The organism is Pseudomonas sp. FBF18 (assembly GCF_024261405.1).
GTDB lineage: Bacteria > Pseudomonadota > Gammaproteobacteria > Pseudomonadales > Pseudomonadaceae > Aquipseudomonas > Aquipseudomonas palmensis.
Genome location: NZ_QKRS01000007.1, coordinates 217,076 through 233,232, shown reverse-complemented (window position 1 = coordinate 233,232; position 16,157 = coordinate 217,076). Strand labels below are relative to the sequence as shown.

Genomic DNA, 16,157 nt, shown 5'->3' with positions numbered 1-16,157 from the left:
GCCAAGGCTGCACCTGAAGGTCACTTGACCAGCTGGAACTGACTGGCGCCCTGCAACTCCAGACGCGGCACGCCCTTGTACTGCTCGATACGCCCTATCACGCACACCGTGCGCCCCTCCAGCGGCTGCGCCAGCAACGAGGCGAACGCCGGGCGATGCTCGCCCCATACCACCAGCCCCAACCGTCGCTTGCTGGGGAAGCTGGCACCCAGGTCGATCCAGGTCGGCTGGCCCCTGGACGACGGTTTGTAGGTCACCTTCATGATCGGGCCCAGCACCGCAGCGCTCTGCCCGATATGGTCGGCGGCCTGACGCCAGTCCAGCGGGTTATCGCAGGTGGCGCCCTGCAAGGTGGCGGGTGACGCCGGCGCCGCCACTGCCTGGCTGACCACGGCCGAGCCTGCAACCGAGTCGGTGCCCTTGAACGCAAACACCACGATCAGAACCCCTATCAGCGCAGTGAATGACATGATCGTGTACTTCATGACCGAAACCTCCTTGTTGAGCCCTTTGATCCGGCTGCCCTGCGCCTGCGCCAACTGCTGCACGCTGGCGCTCTGGCGCGTGCTCGACAGCAGGTCGTGGGCTTTTTTCCGCTCGGCATCGAGCAGTACGCTGATATCCCGAGCGCAACGCTGCGGGTGATCCCTGACGTCGCGGTTGGCAAAGCGCAGCACCCGCCAGCCCTGGGAAGTGAGTGCAGACTGTCGCCGCTGCCAGTCGATGAACTCGGGGTGCGACATGCCGGTACCCGTACCGCTTTTGTCATAGCCATCGATTTCGATGGCGATGCGCACGTCTCCCTCTTCATTGATGACAAGGTCGCAGTAGCGTTGCTTGCCGTCATTGTCCTTGAAGGGGTATTGCGCACTCAGTGACTCGTAACGGATGCCCGCCACGAGGCTGAGCACGTTGCTGGCGAACAATCGTTCGTAGTCACTGCCGAACCGCGCCGCATTGGCCTTCAACCACTCGTCCTGGGTCATGTCCTGTCGTCTGCGCTGGAAAGTCGGGCCGGTGCAAAAGCACCCACTCTCGACCGATGCAGTCAAAAAGCCATAACGCAGCCGAGCCGCCGATTCTGGCCGACTCTGTAGGAAAAGTCGATTTTCAGGTGGGATAAGGCGGTGGTCATTCGGGCAACTTCGCCGGCAAGGCCGGCCCGTGCAGGGGGTGACCGGTGGCGCTCAACATGGCTTCGCCCAGTGCTGGTTTGCCCGACGCCTTCAACCCCTGGGCGGCGCCCTGGATATCCCGCGCCTCCTTGTTCTGGCCCAGCTTGAACTTGCCGACCAGACGGGTGATCTCGATCTCGAGCCCGACGATGGCCTTGAGCATGTCGCGGATGTAGTCCTTCGGCGCGTCGGACATCTTCCACGGCACGGGCTGGGATGCTTCGTGGGTGCGCGTGAGCAGGGCCACCAGGCCACGCACGTAGTGCTCGTCATCGTGCAAGGTCACGCGGCCATGGGCGTGCACCACCTGATAGTTCCAGGTGGGCACCTGTTTGTGGGTCTCGTGCTTGCTGGGGTACCAGTTGGGCGAGATGTAGGCATCGGCGCCGCGAAAGATCACCAGCACTTCATCGCCATCCTTGAGTTCACGCCACAGCGGGTTGGCCCGCGATACGTGAGCATGCAGCACCCCCTGTGTGCCCTCCTGCGGCTTGAAGTGGAACGGCAGATGGTTGGCATCCAGCCCACCCTCGCCGTGGCTGACCAATACTCCCAGCGGGTTCTGCATGATCAGTTGATGCAGCACCTCGGGGCGCGACTCGTTGAAAGACTGCGGTACGTACATGATTTGCATCCATCCGGCACAGGGCGATGGCAAATTGTGTGGCGCAACTGGCCCATGGTATAGATCCACTATCGAACAAAATGACTGGACCAGAAAACATGGCGCGCAAAGCCAACGTGGTGGATATTCCTTCGCTGGGCACGCTGGACCGCAGCAGCGGCCAACTGGGGCGCCAACTGGCCAAGGCGCTGCGTGCGGCGATCCGGCGCGGCGACCTCAAGCCCGGCGAGGCGCTGCCCTCGACCCGCATGCTGGCCAGATCGCTGATGATCGCGCGGGGCACGGCCATCGAGGCGTTCGAGCAACTGACGGCCGAGGGGTTTCTGGAGTCCCGCGGCCGTGCCGGCACGCGGGTCGCGCACAGCCTTGAAGAGCCACCTGCCGCGCACACGACAGGTGTGGCGCGGCCCGCCGCCAGCTCGGCACGCATCGAACGCTTTGCACAACTTGCCCGCCGCTTCGGCGAGGTACCCCAGGTACCGTTCGCCGTCTCGGTACCGCTGGGCAAGGCCGCGCCGGATGATATCTGGCGGCGCCTTGGCAACCGGGTGCGCGCCCGCGGCCCGGGTGCCCCTGCCGGCTATGGCGACCCGCTGGGGGAAATCGAGCTGCGCGAGGCGGTGGTGGACTATGTGCGCAAATCCCGCTCGGTACGCTGCGAGGCCAGCCAGGTGATCATCACCTCCGGCACCCAGCAGGGCCTGTACCTGGCCTGCCAGGTGCTGCTGGACATCGGCGACTTCGCCTGGGTCGAAGACCCGGCCTACCGCGGTATCACCGCCATTCTAGAAAGCGCCGGGCACAGCGGGCAGATGGTGCGCGTGCCGGTGGACGCCGAGGGCATGGACGTGGAACACGCCGTCGCTACCTGCCCCCACGCCCGCGCCGCCTTCGTCACCTCTTCGCACCAGTACCCGCTGGGCATGCCGATGAGCATGACCCGGCGCGAGGCACTGCTGAGCTGGGCCAGAACCCACAATGCATGGGTGATCGAGGACGACTACGACGGCGAGTTGCGCTATGCAGGGCACCCGTTCCCCTCGTTGCAGGGGCTGGACCCTGAACGGGTGATCTACCTGGGCACCTTCAGCAAGATCCTGTTCCCGTCACTGCGCCTGGGCTATGCGATCGTGCCGCCGGACCTGGTAGACGCCTTCTGCGGTGCCCGCGTGCTGATGGACCGTCATCCGGCCAACGCCGACCAGCAGGTACTGGCGGCCTTCATCAACGAAGGCCATCTGGACCGGCACATCCGCCGCATCCGCGGTGTGTACGCCACCATCCATCGCCAGGTGAACGAAGCGGTGGCGCGCTGGCTGGAGCCTGAGCTGGCCTGGCTGCAACCGACCGACCAGGGCATGCACCTGGTGCTGTGGCTGGCAGCCGGCATCGACGACAGGCAGGTAGCGGACCAGGCCGCAGAGGCCGGGGTGGTGGTGCGCGCGGTATCCCCCATGTATGCGGGGCCGCACGGCAGGCCCGGGCTGGTGCTCGGCCTGGGTGGGTTCAGTGGCGAAGCCATCGATGCGGCGATGCAGCGCCTGGCACGGGTGATCGAAAGCGCCAGCGTTCAGGCCAGCGCCTGCAGGTAGGCGCTGGCCTGTTGATAGCGCTGCAGGCGCGCGATGTCTTCGGGGCCGGGCATGGCGATGCGCGAAAGGTCGCTGTTGTCGGCAAGGTCGGCAAGCTTTACCACCCGTGCCAGCGGGTCGCTGCCCAGCCGTGCGACGAAGGCCTCGTAGCTTTCGTCATCGCGCCGGCTCAGCGCCTGCACCGCCGCCAGTATCTTCAGGGCGAAGCCTTCGCGGGCCAGGTCCGACAAGCTCATGCTGGTATCTTCAAGCACGTCGTGCAGCACCGCGACGATGCGCTGTTCGGTGGTCTGCACCCTCAGCATCACCCGCAACGGGTGCAGGATATACGCAGTGCCGCCCTTGTCCTGCTGCCCTTCATGGGCCCTGGCGGCAACCGCAATGGCTCGCTCCAGTGTGGACATAAGCCCCCTCCTCTAACCCTCGCGCCGTCGCAGGCGCGCCATGCTGCAGGCATCGGTGAACACACCGTCACGTAAAGCATAGTCGCGCAAATGCCCTTCCACCTCGAAGCCGTGGCGCCGGTACAGCGCCAGTGCCGGCTGGTTATCGGCGTAAACAGTGAGTTCGACGCGCTGCAGGCCCATCCAGTTGTCCGCCACCTCGAGCACCGCCGACAACAGCCGTGTGCCCACCCCCTGCCCTTGCCAGGCCGGGGCGACGCCCATGCCGATGCCGCCGCAATGACCGCGACGTACACGTATGAACTGCTCGAGCGTACAGCTGCCGATCACCTCGCCTTGATGTAAGGCCACCAGAAACACCATTCGTTCGTTGTCGGTGGCGATGCGTTTGCGCCACAGGTCGGCGCTCTGATACGGCATCTGCAGCACCTGCCGCGCCACCTGCGGGTGGTTGTACAGGGCCGTGAGCCCCTCGACGTGCTGTTCGGTACAACGTTGAAGGGTAATGGCGAAGGGCGAATCACTCATGACGGCTCATCCTTGAAGACAAGCCGTGAGTGTAAGAGGCGCCGCCGCGTGCTGGCTAGCGCTCGGCGCCGTGCTGGATGACCACCGAATCGGTACCCAGGCGCGCCATCACATCGTTCTTGCTGGCCAGGGCCTCCTCTTTTGTCGGATAAGGGCCCAGGAGTACCACCGGCTTGCCGTCGCGGTACACCACCGAGGATGGAATCTGTTTTTCGATCAGGCGCGCGGTCATGTCGCTGAGGGCGCCCATGTTCGGGCCCTGGATGATCTCGACGTCCCAGCCTTCGGGCGCGGGCTGGTCGGCCAGGGCATCGGCACGGCGCTGCAGGTCGGCACCACCGCAGATTTCGCGGATGCGCAGGTCGCCGCCGGTTTCGTCGATGATGATCTGGTAGTCGTCGCCCTGCTTGATGGCCACGTAGCTGCGGTAAGGCTGGAACACACCGGCCGCGTCCTTGCCACGGAACTGGCCGCAGATATCGCCCTGCTTGTTGAATCGCACGTTGGCGAACTTGGCCGTCTTCGGGTTATCCAGATGCTCGGCAACCTGCTTGTGTACCCGTTCGGCATCGTTGTCACAGCCGGCCAGGGCCAGCACTGCCATTACCACCGCCACTTTGCGCACGCGTCTATCTCCAGGTTTCAAGCGGCGGATTTTAGCATCTGTGCAAGGCCGGGGGTTACAATCGCCCGGCCTTGAACTTCCATAGGGCCTTCCATGCGCCAGGTACTGCTGATTATCGACGTACAACCCTCGTTCAACCCGCCGCAATGGCTGGTAGACGGCATAACATCACTGATCGGCCGCATGCCGTCGGTGGCGAGCGTGGAGCGCCATGATGAATCGGTGACCCCGTTTCAACGTCAGCTGGGCTGGCAACCGGCGGCGCACGACCAGAGCCTGGTGGCGGCAGATCGTATCTTCATCAAGCATGGCTACGCCCCGACGGCCGAGATGCTGGATTACCTCAGGCAATTGAACCCCGAGCGCGTGCTGGTGTGCGGCATACAGACCGACACCTGCGTGCTGGCGGCGGGGTTCGCGCTGTTTGATGCGGGGCTGCAGCCGACCCTGATCAGCGACCTCACGGTAGGGTCGTCGCTGGATCGCTCGGGGCAGTTGGGGGTGAGCCTGTGGCGGCATCATTTCGGGCACGTGGTGAGTACGCAACAGTTGCGGTGAAGGCTTCGCCGGCAAGGCCGGCGAAGCGGCCAGCACAAACCATCCCTCATTCGCGGATGCAATCCACCGTATACACGTCCCCCACCTCATGCTGCAGCCCGTGCACATCGGCCACAAACCCGGGGAACCCACGGTCGAACGCCCGTGCAAAGCTCAGGTAGTCGATGATCGAGCGTGTCGACTCGGTAAAGCGCTCCCCGGGCATGATCAACGGAATCCCCGGCGGGTACGGCACCAGCATCACCGCCGCCACCCGCCCGATCAGGCGCTCGATCGGCACCGCCTCGACCTCGCCGCGCACCAGCTTGTCATACGCATCCCCCGGCTTCATCACCACCTCGGGCAAGCGCGTGTACAAGCGCTTGAGCTGCTTGGCCGTGGCGTTGGCGCGGTAGCATTCGTGCAACTGCTCGCACAGGTCGCGCAGGCCCATGCCGTGGTAGCGCAACGGGTCCAGCTGCGCCACGCACGGCAGGCTCTGCAGCAGCGCGGTATTGGCGTCGTAGTTGCGCTTGAACTCCAGCAGTTCGGTGAGCAAGGTGCTCCACTTGCCCTTGGTGATCCCCATCGAGAACAGCACCAGAAACGAATACAGGCCGGTCTTCTCCACCACCAGCCCGCGCTCCCACAGGAACTTGCTGACCACTGCCGCAGGAATACCATGCTCGCCCAGGCTGCCGCCCGCATCCAGCCCCGGCATCACCAGCGTGACCTTGATCGGGTCGAGCAGCACGTAGTCTTCGCTCACATCGCCAAAGCCGTGCCATTCGGCCTGGGGTTGCAGCAGCCAGTCCTCGGTCGCCACGCGGTGAATGCCACCCACCTGCGGCGGTTGCCAGATACTGAACCACCAGTCGTCGTCGGCCAGGTGCTCGCGCAGGTTGGCCAGCGCACGCCGAAAGCTCAGCGCCTCGTCGAACATTTCCTGCAGCAGCGAGCGCCCAGCCGGGCCTTCCATCATCGCCGACGACACGTCCAGCGAGGCCAGGATGCTGTACTGCGGCGAGGTGGAGATATGCATCATGAACGCCTCGTTGAATCGATCACGGTCGAGCTGGCGTGCACCGCCGTCCTGCACGTGGATCATCGAGGCCTGGCTGAACGCGGCCAGCAGCTTGTGGGTGGAATGGGTGCTGAACACCAACGGGCTGTCGGCACTGCGCGAAGTACCCATGGCGTAACGCCCGGCAAAGAATTCGTGAAACGCCGCGTAGGCGTACCAGGCCTCGTCGAAATGCAGCACCTCGACACTGTTGCCCAGCACCTGCTTGATCATCTCGGCGTTGTAGCACAGCCCGTCATAGGTGGAGTTGGTCACCACCGCCATCTTCACCCGCGGCTCGCGCCCTGCGGCCAGCGGGTTGGCCTCGATCTTGGCCTGGATCGCCTCGCGGCTGAACTCGCTCAGCGGGATGGGGCCGATGATGCCCAGTTCGTTGCGCTCCGGACACAGGTACAGGGGGATTGCGCCAGTCATGATGATTGCGTGCAGCACCGACTTGTGACAGTTGCGATCCACCAGCACCAGGTCGTCACGCCCGACCATCGAGTGCCAGACGATCTTGTTGGCGGTGGAGGTGCCGTTGATCACGAAGAAGGTGTGGTCGGCGCCGAAGTTGCGCGCCGCACGCGCTTCGGCCGCCGCCAGGGGGCCGGTATGGTCGAGCAGCGAACCCAGCTCCGGCACCGACACCGACAGGTCCGAACGCAGGGTGTTCTCGCCGAAGAACTGGTGAAACGCCTGGCCCACCGGGCTCTTGCGATACGCCACGCCACCGCCATGGCCCGGCGTGTGCCACGAGTAGTTCGATTGCGCGGTGTGCTGCACCAGGGCCTTGAAGAACGGCGGCAGCAGGCCGTCCAGGTAGTTGTGCGCCGCCCGCGCCACTTGTCGGGCCAGAAACGGCACGGTGTCTTCGAACAGGTAAAGGATGCCGCGCAACTGGTTCAGTTCGCTCATGGCGTCGGCCGGGGCGTTCTCCAGGGTCACCTGCTCGCCCAGTGCGAAGATCGGCAAGTGCGGTGCGCGCACCCGCGCCAGGCGAATCAGCTCGACCATGTTCTGCAGCAGATGGGTGTTTTCCCCCGCGCCTTCGGCCGCAATCAGCATGCAGGCCAGGCCGTGGTGGGTGGCCGCTACCAGGCGGCCCTCGGCGTAGTCCACCGCCGGCAGAATGGTAAAGCCGTCCTGGGCCAGTTCCTGGGCAATGCCGCGCACGCGATCACCGGCCACGCTGTCGGCCTTGATATCGCGGTGCACGATGAGTATCGGAAACTTGAGGTCCTTGTACATGGGCGCCGGCACCTTCTGAGCGACAGGCCGTGAGGCCGTTCATTTCAGGGTAGAAGGTCGGCGCCAGGTACGCGGCGGGATTTGCTTCAGCGGGCCTCGAGCAGTTGCTGCCACAAGGCCGGGCCACCGGTGGATTTTGCCACTGCTTCAAGGCGCGCCATGTGCGCTTGCAGCTCTGCCTCGGTGGCCGGGATGATGCGCCCCGGCTGACGCCCCACCAGCCGACGGATCTCGCTGCCCTGGCTGGACTGGCCTTCGCCCTCGCTGTCGCTGCCGGCCAGTGACAGGCTGGTCTGGCCGCCGGTCATGGCCAGGAACACGTCCGCCAGCAACTCGGAGTCGAGCAACGCGCCGTGCAGTTCGCGGCCGGAGTTGTCTACGCCATAGCGTTTGCACAAGGCATCGAGGCTGTTGCGCTGGCCCGGGTGACGCTCGCGGGCCATCAGCAGGGTGTCGAGCACCTCGCAGTGCTGTGCGATATCGGCGCGATCGTGCTGGCCGAGCATGGCGAATTCGTTGTTGATGAAACCAACGTCGAACGCCGCGTTGTGGATGATCAGCCGCGCGCCCTTGATGTACTCGAAGAACTCGTCGGCGATTTCGGCGAAACGCGGCTTGCCCACCAGGAATTCGTCGGTGATGCCGTGCACCCCGATCGCGCCTTCGTCGCTTTCGCGGTCGGGCTGCAGGTACACGTGGAAATTGCGTCCGGTCATGCGCCGGCCGACCAGCTCGATACAGCCGATCTCGATGATGCGGTGACCATCGGCCACCGGCATACCGGTGGTTTCGGTGTCGAGCACTACCGACCTGTTGTTCTGCATCTCCACGTCGGTCATCTCCTGCCGCGTACTGCCTGAATATTGAAAGCGGCGAATTTTACCTCACCCGGGGCAGGATGTGGCGAATTCGCTAAAGGGAGGGTTCAGCGTTGCTTGCGCAAATCGTCGACGCCGCGGTTGGCCAGCTGGTCGGCACGCTCGTTGCCGGCGTGGCCGACGTGCCCGCGCACCCACTGCCATTTCACGTTGTGGCGGTTGACCTGTTCGTCGAGCTGCTGCCACAGGTCGGCATTCTTGACCGGCTCCTTGGCGGCGGTCTTCCAGCCACGCTTCTTCCAGTTGACCATCCACTCGGTGATGCCTTTCATCACGTACTGCGAGTCGGTCACCAGCAGCACATCACACTGGCGCTTGAGCGCCTCGAGGCCCTTGATGGCGGCCATCAGTTCCATGCGGTTGTTGGTGGTTTCGCGCTCGCCGCCCCACAGCTCCTTTTCGACGCCCTTGCAGACCAGCAGCGCGCCCCAGCCGCCCAGGCCAGGATTGCCCTTGCAGGCACCATCGGTGTAGATCTCGACGCTTTCGCTCATGTACAGCCTTTATTCATCATTGAAGGTGCGGCCCTCGGGGTGAGGCGTGCGCCGGTTGACCTTGGCCATCGGCAACGGCAGCAGCTTGCCCATCGGCTCGCGGCGCACCTGGCGCAGCGGGCGCAGGCCCACCACCATCTTGCGCGCCACCAGCACGTACACACCGCCACCGGATATCTGCCAGCGCCCGGCAGCACGCTCCCAGCCAGACAACCGTGCCTGCCAGGCCGGCGAGGCAAGCGGCGGACGATAGCACCCGAAGCGGCGTTTCTCCAGCGCGAAGCCCAGCAGGTTGAGCCAGTCGCCCACCCGCGACGGCGAGATGCAGCGCGCCTTGCGCAACGCATCATGGGCAAACACCCGGCGCAGGCCCCAGGTGCTCCAGGGGTTGATCCCGACGATCAGCAGGTGCCCGCCTGGGCGCACGCTGCTGGCCGCCTCGCGCAGCAGGCCGTGGGGCGAGAGGCTGAAGTCCAGCCCGTGCTGCAGCACCACCACGTCGGCGGCGTGCTCGCTCAGGGGCCAGGCCTGTTCTTCGCACACGATCTCGACGCCCGGCAGCGGCGCCCCCAGGCGCACGTTGCGTTGCACCTGCGGGGCATTGGGCGGTGCCTCGGCGCAAGGGCCGTAATGCACCAGGTAGCCACCGAAGAAGCGCCCCAGCTCCTCTTCGAGCAGGCGCTGCTCCCCGGCGAGCAGCTGCTGGCCCAGCGGGCCGGCGAACCACTCGCGCGCCTGGCTGATCAGCTCGAGCCACTGCGGGTCGGCCTGGGCAAAGGCTTGATCGGTCATTGCTGTCTCCCTTGGAAGGTTCTCGACAACGCACATAGCTACTAAGATGCACCCATGTCCACCGTTTGGCGAATCGCACGATGATACAGATACAGGCCCTGCCCGCTTTCAGTGATAACTACATCTGGTTGTTACAAGATGCCGTGAACCAGCGCTGTGCGGTGGTCGACCCGGGCGATGCCGCCCCCGTGCTGGCCTGGCTGCAGGCGCATGCCGACTGGCAACTGACCGACATTCTGATCACCCATCACCACCACGACCATGTGGGCGGCGTTGAGCAGCTCAAGGCGCACACCGGCGCCCGCGTCAGCGGCCCGGCCAACGAACGCATACCCGCCCGCGACCAGGCCCTGAACGACAATGACCGCCTCGAGGTACTGGGGCTTGATTTCCAGGTGTTCGCCGTACCCGGCCACACCCTGGGGCACATCGCCTATTACTGTGCCCAGCCGCAGTTGCCGATGCTGTTCTGTGGCGACACGCTGTTCGCCGCCGGCTGCGGGCGCCTGTTCGAGGGCACGCCGGAGCAGATGCACCACTCGCTGGAGCGCCTGGCAGCGCTGCCGGCGGCCACCCAGGTGTATTGCGCCCACGAATACACCCTGAGCAACCTGCGCTTTGCCTGTGCGGTCGAGCCGCAGAACCCGCACGTTATCCAACGCTTCGAAGACGTTACCGCACTGCGCGCGCAAGATCGCATCACTTTGCCCTCCACCATCGCGCTGGAGAAGCTGACCAACCCGTTTTTGCGGGTAGCAGAAACATCCGTTAAACAAAAAATAGACGAACGGGTGGGCCGCATAAACCCTACGCCCAGTGCTGTTTTTGCAGGGTTGCGGGCCTGGAAAGACACGTTCTAAACAGGCGCTGTGAAGGTCGGAAAATTCTCAAAGGTTGACCGATGGGGGGTGCCTTTCTAGAATCGCCCGACATTTTTGCCCGGAACTTTCCCCCAGCCAATGTCGTCCCCTAGCCGCAGAACCTTCAATTCCGTTGCCCTGACGCGCCTGGCCCAAGCCAGTGCGCTGGCCCTGGCCGCCACCCTCGTGGGCTGCCAGAGCACGCGCCAGGTCGATGAATCCGATAGCGTTCGCGCGCACAACTTCCAGGCGCGGATCAAGCAGAAACCGATCTTCGTGCATGACAAGAAGCCGGTCGAGCCAGCCGTGGCCCAGGACGTCTGGGAACGCATGCGCCAGGGCTTCCAGTTGCAGGACGGCATTGCGGTGAACCCGCGCATCGAGCAGCAGCGCCTGTGGTTCGCCAGCAACCCTTCGTTCCTGGAAGGCGCCGGCGACCGCGGCAGCCTGTACATCCACTACATCGTCGAGCGTCTTGAAGAGCGCGACATGCCGCTGGAGCTGGCCCTGCTGCCGGCAATCGAAAGTGCCTACAACCCGATGGCCTATTCCCGCGCCCACGCGGTGGGCCTGTGGCAGTTCATCCCGTCCACCGGGCGCTACTTCAACCTGCGCCAGACGCGCTTCTACGATGGCCGTCGCGACATCACCGCCTCGACCAACGCGGCGCTGGACTACCTGACCCGCCTGCACGACATGTTCAACGGCGACTGGCTGCTGGCCCTGGCGGCCTACAACGCCGGTGAAGGCACGGTCAGCCGCGCCATCGAGCGCAACGAGAAGCTCGGCCTGCCAACCGACTACTGGAACCTGCCGCTGCCCAAGGAAACCCGTGACTACGTGCCAAAGCTGCTGGCCCTGTCGCAGGTGGTACTGACACCGCAGGCGTATGGCGTGAACCTCAACCCGATTGCCAACGAACCCTACTTCGAAGCCGTGGCGATCAAGGACCGGCTCGACCTGTCGCGGGTCGCCGCACTGGCCGAGATCGACGAAGACGAACTGTTCCAGCTCAACCCGGCCTTCAAGAAACGCATGACCGTGGACGGCCCGCAGCAGTTGCTGGTACCCACCGCCAAGGCGCAACTGCTGACCACCAGCCTGTCGAACATGAAGCCCGAAGAGCTGCTCAGCCTGCAGCCGAAAAAGGCGGTATTCGAGGCAGCCCTGGCCGAAGCCTCGACGCCGGTGCGCAACAGCCGCTACCGGGTCAAGCGTGGCGACAACCTGGGCAGCATCGCCCGGGCCAACAAGGTCAGCGTCAAGGACCTGCAGCGCTGGAACAAGCTGCGCGGCAACAACCTCAAGGTCGGCCAGACCCTGGTGATGCAAGGTGCGCAGCCTGCCAGCGCGGCCGGCAACCAGAAGAAGCCTACCCAGTACAAGGTGCGCAAAGGCGATTCGCTGTACATGGTGGCCAAGCGTTTCAACGTTGAAATGCAGCATCTCAAGCGCTGGAATCCGCGCAGCGGCCACGCCCTCAAGCCCGGCCAGACCCTCACCGTCTACCTGCCGCACTGAGACCCGGGCCAGGCCTGCCTGGCCGCGGCCCCGGCGATCTCCGGGGCTGCTCTTTTTCCTGCCGATACAAGCTGTTACTGTAGCCGGAATAAAGCCCAAGCCCGGATCGGATCGCCGACTTGATACGTCCCCTCCTGTTGCTGTCATTCAGCCTGGCCTTGAGCTTTCCCGCGGGCGCGACCATCAGCGAAAGTCACGGTTACGCCCAGTTCGGCACGCTCAAGTACCCAGCCAAATTCACCCATTTCGATTGGGTAAATCCGCAAGCGCCCAAAGGCGGCACCTTGCGCGCCATGGCATTCGGCACGTTCGATACCCTCAACCCCTATACCTTCAAGGGCTCAAGCCCGGTCACCACGCCCAACTTCCTGCAGTACGGGGTGAACGAGCTGAACGAGACCCTGATGGTGGGCACCGGCCAGCGCGACCCCTCGGGCGATGAAGCCACCTCCAGCTACGGGCTGATCGCCCGTTCGGTGGAGTACAGCGAAGACCGCAGCTGGGTGGTGTTCAACCTGCGTCCCGAGGCACGCTTTCACGATGGCCGGCCGATCACCGCCGCCGACGTGGCGTTCTCCTACCGCACCCTGCTCAAGGAAGGCCACCCGCTCTACCGCACCAACCTGCAGGAAGTGCAGCGGGTCGACATCCTCAACCCCAAGCGCATCCGCTTCGTGTTCAAGCGTGCCGGCAACCCGCTGCTGATCTTGCGCCTGGGCGAAATGCCGGTGCTGCCCCAGCATTACTGGAAAGGCCGCGACTTCAAGGCCACTACCTTTGAACCGCCACTGGGCAGCGGCCCGTACCGCATCACCCAGGTACAGCCAGGTCGAAGCCTGGTGTTCGAGCGGGTCAAGGACTACTGGGGCAAGGACCTGGCAGTCAACCGCGGCAAGTACAACTTCGACCGCGTCGAGTTCGAGTTCTACCGCGACAGCGATGTGGCCTTCGAGGCCTTCAAGGCGGGTGAGTTCGATGTCTACATCGAGCACCAGGCCAAGAACTGGGCCACCGGCTACAACTTCCCCGCTGTGCGTCGTGGCCAGGTGATCCAGGCGCAGATCGCCCACCAGATCCCGACCCAGACTCAGGGGTTGTTCATGAACAGCCGGCGCGCCGCCTTCAGCGACGACCGCGTGCGCCAGGCGCTGGGCCTGATGCTGGACTTCGAATGGACCAACCGCACCCTGTTCAGCAGCGCCTACAAGCGCGCCAGCAGCTACTACCCCAACAGCGAGTTCAGCGCCACCGGCCTGCCGGTGGGCAAGGAGTGGCTGCTGCTGGCGCCGTACCGCGACCAACTGCCTGCCGCCCTGTTCACCCAGCCCTACAGCGTGGGCAAGACCAACGGGCGCGGTATCGACCGCGATACCCTGCGCCAGGCCCTCAACCTGCTCGGCCAGGCAGGCTGGAAGCTCAGCGGCCAGCGCCTGCTCAACAGCAACGGGCAGCCGCTGAAGCTGGAAATTCTGCTGGTGAACCCGAACCTGGAGCGGATCCTGCAACCTTATGTCGAAAATCTTGCCAGCATCGGTATCGACGCGCGCTTGCGCACGGTAGACCGGGCCCAGTACAAACAACGGCTGGACCAATTTGATTTCGACATGATTCTGATGACCCTGAACCAGACCCTGAGCCCGGGCCTTGAGCAGTGGCTGTATTTTCATTCCAGCCAGGCCGCCACCAAAGGCAGCAAGAATTACGCGGGCGTGAAGAGCCCGGTGGTCGACCACCTGCTAGAGTCCCTGCTCAATGCACAGAGCCGCGACGACCAGGTGGCTGCGGCGCGCGCCCTCGATCGAGTGCTGCTATGGCAGCACTACATGGTTCCCAACTGGTATCTCGACTATCACCGCCTGGCCTACCGCAACCGGTTTGCCTTTGTCGCCACGCCGCCCTACACCCTGGGGCTGAACAGCTGGTGGCTCAAGCCCACGGAGAACGCCCAATGATGCCATTGCCGTGCCTGCGCCTGATCGCAGGCGGCCTGCTGCTGGCCAGCCTGAGCCTTCAGGCCCTGGCCGCCCCGCAACATGCAGTGACCCTCTACGACGAAGCGCCCAAGTACCCGGCCAACTTCAAGCATTTCGACTATGTGAACCCCGACGCGCCCAAGGGCGGCACCTTTCGCGTCAACGGCTCCGGCAGCTTCGACAGCCTCAACCCCTTCATCAACAAGGGCGTGCCGGCCGACAACATCGATCTGGTATACGACACCCTGGCGCGCAACAGCCTTGATGAGCCATTCACCGAATACGGGCTGCTGGCCAGGCAGATCGAAAAAGCCCCCGACAACAGCTGGGTGCGCTTCTACCTGCGCCCCGAGGCGCGCTTTCAGGATGGCCATCCGGTTCGTGCCGAAGACGTCGTGTTCACCTTCAACACCCTGGTCACCAGCGGCGCACCGCTGTACCGCGCCTACTATGCCGACGTCGACGAAGTGATCGCCGAAGACCCGCTGCGTGTGCTGTTCAAGTTCAAGCACAAGGGCAACCGTGAACTGCCGCTGATCCTCGGCCAGTTGCCGGTGCTGCCCAAGCACTGGTGGGCCACCCGCGACTTCACCAAAGGCAACCTGGAGATCCCCCTGGGCAGCGGGCCGTACAAGGTCGCCGAGGTCAAGGCCGGGCGCTCGGTCCGCTACGTGCGCGACCCCGAGTACTGGGGCAAGGACCTGCCGATCAACCGCGGCTTCTACAATTTCGACACCATTCGCGTCGACTACTACCGCGACAATACCGTGGCGCTCGAGGCGCTCAAGGCCGGCCAGTTCGACTACTGGCTGGAGGTCAGCGCCAAGAACTGGGCCACCGCCTACAACATCCCGGCAGTTCGCCAGAACCGCCTGATCCGCGAAGAGATCGCCAACGGCAACCCGACCGGCATGCAGGGCTTCGTGTTCAACCTGCGCCGCCCGATCTTCCAGGACGTGCGCGTGCGTGAGGCACTGAGCCTGCTGCTGGACTTCGAGTGGACCAACAAGCAGCTGTTCAATGGCGCCTACACCCGCACCACCAGCTACTTCGAAAACTCCGACATGGCGGCCAGCGGCCTGCCGGATGCGGCCGAACTGAAACTGCTGGAACCGCTGCGCGGGCAGATCCCCGACAAGGTGTTCACCGAAGCGTTCAAGAACCCGGTCACCGATGGCAGCGGCATGATCCGCGAGCAGCAACGCCAGGCCTACAAGCTGCTGCAGGAAGCCGGCTGGCGCATCCAGGACGACAAGATGGTGGATGCCCAGGGCAAGCCGGTGGTGATCGAGTTTCTGCTCGCCCAGACCGAGTTCGAGCGCATCCTGCTGCCCTACAAGCGCAACCTGGCCGACCTGGGCATCGAGCTGAACATTCGCCGGGTGGACGTATCGGAATACATCAACCGCCTGCGCTCGCGCGACTTCGACATGATCGTGGGCGGCTTCCCGCAATCCAACTCGCCGGGCAACGAGCAACGCGAGTTCTGGCAGAGCGCCAGCGCCGACAAGCCCGGCAGCCGCAACTTCATGGGCCTCAAGGACCCGGCCGTGGACACCCTGGTGGACGGCCTGATCAATGCCGACTCGCGCCAGAGCCTGATCGAACACACCCGTGCCCTGGACCGCGTGCTGCAATGGGGCTACTACGTGGTACCCAACTGGCACATCAAGACCTGGCGCGTGGCGTACTGGAACCATATCGGCCACCCGGCCACGCCGCCCAAGTACGACATCGGCATCAACACCTGGTGGATCAAGCCGGACGTGAAACCGGTGGTGCCGGGGGCCGCAGATGCCGCCCCAGCCGATGCTGCCCCAGCGGGCGAGGCACCTTGAC

At 64.5% G+C, this 16,157-nt stretch carries 15 protein-coding genes; 6 read left to right on the top strand and 9 right to left on the bottom strand.

Annotated elements, in window-relative coordinates:
• Positions 1–20: 20 nt before the first annotated feature.
• Together DN387_RS13735 and DN387_RS13730 are read right to left on the bottom strand one after the other, a co-directional pair.
• Positions 21–986, bottom strand: a complete 966-nt coding sequence (locus DN387_RS13735) for a DUF559 domain-containing protein (protein WP_054915270.1) — start codon at positions 984–986, stop codon at positions 21–23.
• A 145-nt stretch (positions 987–1,131) separates the two neighbouring features.
• Positions 1,132–1,800 carry an FMN-binding negative transcriptional regulator gene (locus tag DN387_RS13730; RefSeq protein ID WP_054915271.1) on the bottom strand — a complete coding sequence of 223 codons (669 nt, stop codon included), beginning with the start codon at positions 1,798–1,800 and terminating at the stop codon, positions 1,132–1,134.
• Positions 1,801–1,898: 98 nt separating this feature from the next.
• Between DN387_RS13730 and DN387_RS13725 the strand changes: the two genes are divergently transcribed.
• The gene (locus DN387_RS13725) at positions 1,899–3,392 is read left to right on the top strand and encodes a PLP-dependent aminotransferase family protein (RefSeq protein WP_054915272.1); all 1,494 of its coding nucleotides are present in this window, start codon (positions 1,899–1,901) and stop codon (positions 3,390–3,392) included.
• Here DN387_RS13725 and DN387_RS13720 read toward each other — a convergent pair.
• Genes DN387_RS13720 through DN387_RS13710 form a run of 3 tightly spaced genes read right to left on the bottom strand, consistent with a single transcriptional unit; the run spans position 3,371 to position 4,949 of the window.
• Positions 3,371–3,796, bottom strand: a complete 426-nt coding sequence (locus DN387_RS13720; RefSeq protein ID WP_043860821.1) for an HD domain-containing protein — start codon at positions 3,794–3,796, stop codon at positions 3,371–3,373. The two genes, DN387_RS13725 and DN387_RS13720, sit on opposite strands and share 22 nt — an antisense overlap.
• Before the next feature lie 12 nt (positions 3,797–3,808).
• Entirely contained in the window at positions 3,809–4,324 is a 516-nt protein-coding gene (locus tag DN387_RS13715) for a GNAT family N-acetyltransferase (RefSeq protein WP_043860822.1), read from the bottom strand.
• Between the two features lie 55 nt (positions 4,325–4,379).
• A complete protein-coding gene (locus DN387_RS13710; RefSeq protein ID WP_054915273.1) occupies positions 4,380–4,949 on the bottom strand; it encodes an SPOR domain-containing protein in 570 nt (189 codons plus the stop codon).
• A 93-nt stretch (positions 4,950–5,042) separates the two neighbouring features.
• On the opposite strand from DN387_RS13710, the gene DN387_RS13705 reads away from it, so the two are divergent.
• Positions 5,043–5,507 (top strand): cysteine hydrolase family protein, encoded by a 465-nt coding sequence (locus DN387_RS13705; protein ID WP_054915274.1) that lies wholly within the window; start codon positions 5,043–5,045, stop codon positions 5,505–5,507.
• 46 nt (positions 5,508–5,553) lie between these two features.
• Here the strand turns inward: DN387_RS13705 and DN387_RS13700 are convergent, their stop codons facing one another.
• From DN387_RS13700 to DN387_RS13685, 4 genes are all read right to left on the bottom strand, one after another.
• Positions 5,554–7,800 carry an Orn/Lys/Arg decarboxylase N-terminal domain-containing protein gene (locus DN387_RS13700; protein WP_054915275.1) on the bottom strand — a complete coding sequence of 749 codons (2,247 nt, stop codon included), beginning with the start codon at positions 7,798–7,800 and terminating at the stop codon, positions 5,554–5,556.
• A gap of 86 nt (positions 7,801–7,886) precedes the next feature.
• Complete coding sequence (gene dnaQ / locus DN387_RS13695; protein WP_229589435.1) at positions 7,887–8,639, bottom strand: DNA polymerase III subunit epsilon; 753 nt, start codon at positions 8,637–8,639, stop codon at positions 7,887–7,889.
• An 86-nt stretch (positions 8,640–8,725) separates the two neighbouring features.
• A complete protein-coding gene (rnhA, locus tag DN387_RS13690; RefSeq protein WP_054915276.1) occupies positions 8,726–9,172 on the bottom strand; it encodes a ribonuclease HI in 447 nt (148 codons plus the stop codon).
• 9 nt (positions 9,173–9,181) lie between these two features.
• Positions 9,182–9,964, bottom strand: coding sequence for a class I SAM-dependent methyltransferase (locus DN387_RS13685; RefSeq protein ID WP_043859727.1), 783 nt, complete (start codon positions 9,962–9,964; stop codon positions 9,182–9,184).
• A gap of 80 nt (positions 9,965–10,044) precedes the next feature.
• Here DN387_RS13685 and gloB point away from each other — a divergent pair, with 80 nt between their 5' ends.
• The 4 genes from gloB to DN387_RS13665 all read left to right on the top strand — a co-directional run bounded on the left by gloB (position 10,045) and on the right by DN387_RS13665 (position 16,156).
• Positions 10,045–10,824: a hydroxyacylglutathione hydrolase gene (gloB, locus tag DN387_RS13680; protein ID WP_054915277.1), complete on the top strand. Its 780-nt coding sequence runs from the start codon at positions 10,045–10,047 to the stop codon at positions 10,822–10,824.
• A gap of 99 nt (positions 10,825–10,923) precedes the next feature.
• Positions 10,924–12,345 carry a LysM peptidoglycan-binding domain-containing protein gene (locus DN387_RS13675; RefSeq protein WP_043859725.1) on the top strand — a complete coding sequence of 474 codons (1,422 nt, stop codon included), beginning with the start codon at positions 10,924–10,926 and terminating at the stop codon, positions 12,343–12,345.
• Positions 12,346–12,464: 119 nt separating this feature from the next.
• Positions 12,465–14,297 (top strand): extracellular solute-binding protein, encoded by a 1,833-nt coding sequence (locus DN387_RS13670; protein WP_054915278.1) that lies wholly within the window; start codon positions 12,465–12,467, stop codon positions 14,295–14,297.
• Positions 14,294–16,156 carry an extracellular solute-binding protein gene (locus tag DN387_RS13665; RefSeq protein ID WP_054915279.1) on the top strand — a complete coding sequence of 621 codons (1,863 nt, stop codon included), beginning with the start codon at positions 14,294–14,296 and terminating at the stop codon, positions 16,154–16,156. The genes DN387_RS13670 and DN387_RS13665 overlap by 4 nt, the downstream gene beginning before the upstream one ends.
• The last annotated feature ends 1 nt before the right edge of the window (position 16,157 follow it).

What these genes read in the sequence shown, in the direction of transcription:
- DN387_RS13735 (WP_054915270.1), bottom strand. Translation starts at nt 986, where the DNA reads ATGACCCAGGACGAGTGGTTGAAGGCCAATGCGGCGCGGTTCGGCAGT.
- DN387_RS13730 (WP_054915271.1), bottom strand. Translation starts at nt 1,800, where the DNA reads ATGTACGTACCGCAGTCTTTCAACGAGTCGCGCCCCGAGGTGCTGCAT.
- DN387_RS13725 (WP_054915272.1), top strand. Translation starts at nt 1,899, where the DNA reads ATGGCGCGCAAAGCCAACGTGGTGGATATTCCTTCGCTGGGCACGCTG.
- DN387_RS13720 (WP_043860821.1), bottom strand. Translation starts at nt 3,796, where the DNA reads ATGTCCACACTGGAGCGAGCCATTGCGGTTGCCGCCAGGGCCCATGAA.
- DN387_RS13715 (WP_043860822.1), bottom strand. Translation starts at nt 4,324, where the DNA reads ATGAGTGATTCGCCCTTCGCCATTACCCTTCAACGTTGTACCGAACAG.
- DN387_RS13705 (WP_054915274.1), top strand. Translation starts at nt 5,043, where the DNA reads ATGCGCCAGGTACTGCTGATTATCGACGTACAACCCTCGTTCAACCCG.
- DN387_RS13700 (WP_054915275.1), bottom strand. Translation starts at nt 7,800, where the DNA reads ATGTACAAGGACCTCAAGTTTCCGATACTCATCGTGCACCGCGATATC.
- dnaQ (WP_229589435.1), bottom strand. Translation starts at nt 8,639, where the DNA reads ATGACCGACGTGGAGATGCAGAACAACAGGTCGGTAGTGCTCGACACC.
- rnhA (WP_054915276.1), bottom strand. Translation starts at nt 9,172, where the DNA reads ATGAGCGAAAGCGTCGAGATCTACACCGATGGTGCCTGCAAGGGCAAT.
- DN387_RS13685 (WP_043859727.1), bottom strand. Translation starts at nt 9,964, where the DNA reads ATGACCGATCAAGCCTTTGCCCAGGCCGACCCGCAGTGGCTCGAGCTG.
- gloB (WP_054915277.1), top strand. Translation starts at nt 10,045, where the DNA reads ATGATACAGATACAGGCCCTGCCCGCTTTCAGTGATAACTACATCTGG.
- DN387_RS13675 (WP_043859725.1), top strand. Translation starts at nt 10,924, where the DNA reads ATGTCGTCCCCTAGCCGCAGAACCTTCAATTCCGTTGCCCTGACGCGC.
- DN387_RS13665 (WP_054915279.1), top strand. Translation starts at nt 14,294, where the DNA reads ATGATGCCATTGCCGTGCCTGCGCCTGATCGCAGGCGGCCTGCTGCTG.